At 70.5% G+C, this 4,607-nt stretch carries 4 protein-coding genes; 2 read left to right on the top strand and 2 right to left on the bottom strand.

Features of this window, described 5'->3' with window-relative positions; genetic code table 11:
• Window positions 1-91: 91 nt before the first annotated feature.
• Window positions 92-1,477 (top strand): ATP-dependent RNA helicase DbpA, encoded by a 1,386-nt coding sequence (gene dbpA / locus D7W79_RS39105; RefSeq protein WP_120530321.1) that lies wholly within the window; start codon window positions 92-94, stop codon window positions 1,475-1,477.
• 58 nt (window positions 1,478-1,535) lie between these two features.
• Window positions 1,536-2,747, top strand: coding sequence for a tetratricopeptide repeat protein (locus tag D7W79_RS39100; RefSeq protein ID WP_120530320.1), 1,212 nt, complete (start codon window positions 1,536-1,538; stop codon window positions 2,745-2,747).
• A 38-nt stretch (window positions 2,748-2,785) separates the two neighbouring features.
• Here D7W79_RS39100 and D7W79_RS39095 read toward each other — a convergent pair whose 3' ends face one another.
• Together D7W79_RS39095 and D7W79_RS39090 are read right to left on the bottom strand one after the other, a co-directional pair.
• Window positions 2,786-3,505, bottom strand: a complete 720-nt coding sequence (locus D7W79_RS39095) for an abortive infection system antitoxin AbiGi family protein (RefSeq protein WP_120530319.1) — start codon at window positions 3,503-3,505, stop codon at window positions 2,786-2,788.
• Between the two features lie 92 nt (window positions 3,506-3,597).
• On the bottom strand, window positions 3,598-4,607 hold a 1,010-nt coding region (locus tag D7W79_RS39090; RefSeq protein ID WP_147442279.1), incomplete at its 5' end, for an APC family permease.

Genomic DNA, 4,607 nt, shown 5'->3' with positions numbered 1-4,607 from the left:
GGGTAGGGTTGCCGGGCTTGTCCGGCGTGTGAAGGCTGCTACAAGGGCGCGTTCTCCCGAGGCGCCCGTGCCTCCGTTCCCCGAGGCTTCGATGGAATTCTCCGCGCTCGCGCTGTCGCCCCCGCTGCTCCAGGTGCTGGAGGAGCTGGAGTTCAAGACCGCCACCCCCATCCAGGCGCAGAGCATCCCGGTGCTGTTGCAGGGCAAGGACCTGGTGGGCCAGGCGCGCACGGGCAGCGGGAAGACGGCGGCGTTCGCGCTGCCCATCCTCCAGAAGGTGAAGCTCACGCAGGACCGCCACCTCCAGGCGCTGGTGCTCTGCCCGACGCGCGAGCTGTGCGCGCAGGTGGCGGGGGAAATCAGGCGGCTGGCGCGCCGGATGCCGGGCGTGCAGGTGCTGGCGCTCGCGGGCGGGTCGCCCATCCGGCCGCAGGTGGAGGCGCTGGAGAAGGGCGTGCACATCGGCGTGGGGACGCCGGGGCGCATCATTGACCTGCTGGACCGCGAGGTGCTGGACACGCGGCACCTGGCCACGGTGGTGCTGGATGAAGCGGACCGGATGCTGGACATGGGCTTCCGCGAGGACATGGAGCGGGTGCTGGGCGCCACGCCCGCGAAGCGGCAGACGGTGCTCTTCTCCGCGACGTTCCCGGACGACATCGAGAAGCTGAGCCGCGCGTTCCAGAAGGACCCCGTGCGGGTGTCGCTGGCGCAGGAGGAGGCCGCGCCGGACATCCAGCAGGTGGCATACGCGTGCACGCCGGAGGAGAAGCAGACACTGCTGTTGCGGCTCCTACGCCAGTACCAGCCGGCCTCCGCCATCGTGTTCTGCAACTTCAAGGCGGTGGTGGTGGAGTTGACGCGAGCGCTGGTGCAGGCGGGCGTGAGCGCGGACGGGTTGCAGGGGGACCTGGAGCAGTTCGACCGGGACCGGGTGATGGCGAAGTTCCGCAATCACAGCACGCGCGTGCTGGTGGCCACGGACGTGGCGGGCCGGGGCATCGACGTGGAGGCGCTGGACGCGGTGGTGAACTACGAGCTGCCGCAGCAGCCGGAGGCGTACGTGCACCGCATCGGACGCACGGGGCGCGCGGGCCGGCGCGGGCTGGCGCTGTCGCTGGTGACGCGCTCGGACAGCCGCAAGGTGGAGGACATCGAAGGCACGACGGGCGTGAAGCTGGAGAAGGGGGACGTGGACGCGCTGGTGCCGGAGAACGTGCCGGGCGTGTCGCTCATCTCCGGCTGGGAGACGCTGTCCATCTCCGCGGGGCGCAAGGACAAGATGCGGCCCGGAGACATCCTGGGCGCGCTCACGGGCGAGGCGGGCGGGTTGAAGGCGGAGGACGTGGGCAAGATCGAGATCCACGACCACCACGCCTTCGTCGCCGTCTCCAAGCGCGTGGTGAAGGTGGCGTTCCAGCGGCTGAGCGAAGGCCGCATCAAGGGCCGCAAGCACCGCATCGAGCGGGTGCGGTGAGGCTTTGATGATGGAATGGTGATGAACGGGGCGTGCGGGGCCGTGAGAGATTGCCTTCATGCCCCGAAGCCTCGTGTGTCTGGTGTTGTTGACCCTGAGCGTGGCGTGCAGGACCGCCGCGCCCGTCGCTCCCGATACCGTCCAGCTGGCCCGGACGCCCGCCGCCGCGGAGTGGGAGAAGCAGCTGGATGCGGCCCGGTTCGGTCCCGCGAGCCCCGCCCAGCAGCAGGTCTTCGCCCGGATCCAGAAGGAGCTGGAGGCCGCCATCCAGAAGGACCCGGCGGACGCGCACCTGCATTACCTGCTGGGCCGTGTGTATTTCTATGGCGAGCGTGATGCGGAAGCGGGGCAGGAGTTCGACAAGGCCCTGGCGTTGGCGCCGGACGTCGCCGAGTACCACTACCTCAAGGGCTACTCACTCGGGTTCACGCAGGACTCGCAGGGCTCCATCGCGGAGCTGACCCGGGCGACGGAGCTGGCGCCCCGGACGGTGAAGTACTGGTCCTCGCTGGGCGCGGCGCTGGCGGCGAAGGAGGACAAGGACAAGGCGCGGGATGCCTTCGAGCATGCGATTGCGTTGGATCCGGAGGATGCGGAGTCCTCGGGCTTCCTCGGTCTGATGCGCCTGGAGGAGGGGAACGAGGCGGAGGCGCTTCGATGGCTGGCCAAGACGACGCCCCAGCACCCGCGCCAGCCGATGCTCCAGTACAATATCGCTCAGGCCTACCAGAACCACGGGGACCATGAGCGAGCGCTGGCGCACTTCCAGTCCGCCGCCCGGGACATGCCCGAGGACTGGCGCACGCTCGCGAAGCTGGTGCAGGAGCACGAAGCGCTGAAGCAGTTCAAGGAGCGCGACGCCGCGCGCGCCAGGCTGGTGAAGCTGAACGACGAGGGCAAGGTGGACAGCCCCTTCTTCGTCCGGGAGCAGTTCCAGGAGGGCGCCGCCAAGGTGATGGTGGCGGAGCACTTCAAGCTCGAGGGGGACTGGGCCGTCCGCTACGTCTTCTACGTGGAGACACCCGGAGCCACTGACACTCCGGTGCGGTGGCGCTTGAGCCTGGGCTCGTATGCGTTCACCAATGATGCTCGGCCGGAAGGCGCCAAGGAACGGCTCTTCCACTTCGATGGCTATGAAGAAGACGACTCACACCTGACCTTCGCCTTCTTCGACGGCGAGCCCTCCTACGAGGACACGCGCAAGCTGGCGGTGGCCGTCCTTCGGGGAGAGGTGAAGCCCGTGTCGGGCACGCGCTTCAACCGCGAGTAGCTGATGGGCTCGCGAGTCAGCCGTCAGCCTGGCCGCCATCAACCCTGCACGCTCTTGCGCTCCGCCACCACCGGCGCATGAGGGTGCTTGGCCAGCGCCTCCATGATCTGCTCCGCCTTCCAACCCGGATCCAACACCGGGCAGAAGTAGCCCGGGCCCGCGCGCTCTCGCACCGCCCAGGCGAAGAAGTCCCGGGCCAGGGTGTGGACCTCTTCCGGGAGGAAGAGCGCCGCGACGTCGTACTCCGTGAAGCGCAGCAGGCCCGGGACGCGCCACTCGCGCTCCCAGTCGAAGCGGTAGCTGTAGGGCGCGTTGTGCGCGTCGCCCTGGATGTCCACGAAGGGCGTCACCGCCCACACGGGCTCCTTGTGCGGCTCCTTCGCCGCCAGCGCCTGGTCCAGCTGGTGCTTCATCGCCAGGTGCGCCGGGGAGCCGTACTGCACGTACCAGACGGGCCCTCCGCCCTGCGACAGGATGAAGCTCTTGCGGAAGGCGATGCCGTACAGGCTCCGGCGCTGCACCAGCCTCCCGAGCTGATCGAGCGGAATCTCGCTGAAGCACACCGAGCGGTGCCGGTCCGCCACCACCGCCTCCCGCCGCGCGATGCCAAACCCCTCCGCGCCTGGGATGAGCGTGCGCGCTCCCAGGATGCTCATCATGTTCTGGTAGGCGTCGTGGTACGGGGGCCCGGGCTTCGTGAAGTGCACCACGAAGTCGGACATGTCCCGCCACTGCGCATTCGCCTGATACCCGAGCATCGCCTCGCGAGTCTCCCGGCCCGGTCGCCCCTTCGCAACACAACGTGATGGGTTGTCCCCAGGCCTGCCCGCCCTCCGGACGTGCGGAAGCGTCAGGGCAGGCGGACGGGCGCTGGCTCCCTCGGCCGCGACAGCCGCATCAGCGCCAGCCCCGCGAGCACCGCCACCGAGGCCACCGCCGCCTCGCGTGCGCTCGCGCCGAAGGCCACCAGCGTCAGGCCCAGCACCAGCGTGGGCACCGCGAGCAGCGCGTGCACCGGCCGCAGGTCCCGCTCCCGCCGCAGGGCCAGCACCGCGAGCGCCGCGGCCGTGACACCGAATTGCATCAGCACCGCGATGGCGGAGAGCGCGAAGAGCTCCGACAGGTCGCCCAGGTTCACGAACCCCAGCACCAGCGCCCACGTCACCGTGAGCGCCCGCATGGGCACGCCCGTCGCGGACATGCGCTCCAGCCCGAACAGCGAACGCTCCCCGGAGGCCAGCGCGGACAGGTAGCGCGGCGTCGTCACCATCATCCCCACGCAGATGCCCAGCGCGGACACGCTGGTGCCCGCGCCCACCAGCCGCTCCAGCCCCGCGCCGCCCCACACGCCCGCCGCCTGCGCCAGGGGCGCGCCCGCGCGCGCCAGGTCCGGCAGCGCCGCCACGCACGCCCACACCAGCCCCACGTACAGCAGCATCGCCAGCAGCAGCGAGCCCACCGTCGCCATGGGCACCGTGCGCTCCGACGCGCGCACCTGCCCGGCGATGACCGGGACGATTTCAAAGCCCTGGTAGGCGAACATCACCGTCAGGCCCGCCTTCAGCCAGGACGCCCCCGTGGCGGGCAGCGGCGGCGGCACCTGCCCGGCCGGCAGGAAGAAGAACGCGCCCAAGAGCGCCGCCAGGGGCAGGAGCTTGAGCACCGTGAGCCCCGTCCACGTCCGCGCGGACACGCGGATGCCGGAGGCCACCAGCGCCGCCAGCCCCGTCACCAGCGCGGAGGCCAGCAGCCGCTCGCCCACGGGCCCTCCCAGGCCCACCGACGGTGCCACCGCCCTTGCCAGGCCCGCCATCACCGCGGACGTGCTCAGGAAGGCGCTGACGTAGGCCACCCAGCCGA

The sequence above is a fragment of the Corallococcus exercitus genome, from assembly GCF_003611585.1.
Taxonomy (GTDB): domain Bacteria; phylum Myxococcota; class Myxococcia; order Myxococcales; family Myxococcaceae; genus Corallococcus; species Corallococcus exercitus.
This window is presented reverse-complemented; position numbering and strand designations above follow the sequence as displayed.

Coding starts and splice junctions, on each gene's coding strand:
- dbpA (WP_120530321.1), top strand. CDS start 92: ATGGAATTCTCCGCGCTCGCGCTGTCGCCCCCGCTGCTCCAGGTGCTG.
- D7W79_RS39100 (WP_120530320.1), top strand. CDS start 1,536: ATGCCCCGAAGCCTCGTGTGTCTGGTGTTGTTGACCCTGAGCGTGGCG.
- D7W79_RS39095 (WP_120530319.1), bottom strand. CDS start 3,505: ATGCTCGGGTATCAGGCGAATGCGCAGTGGCGGGACATGTCCGACTTC.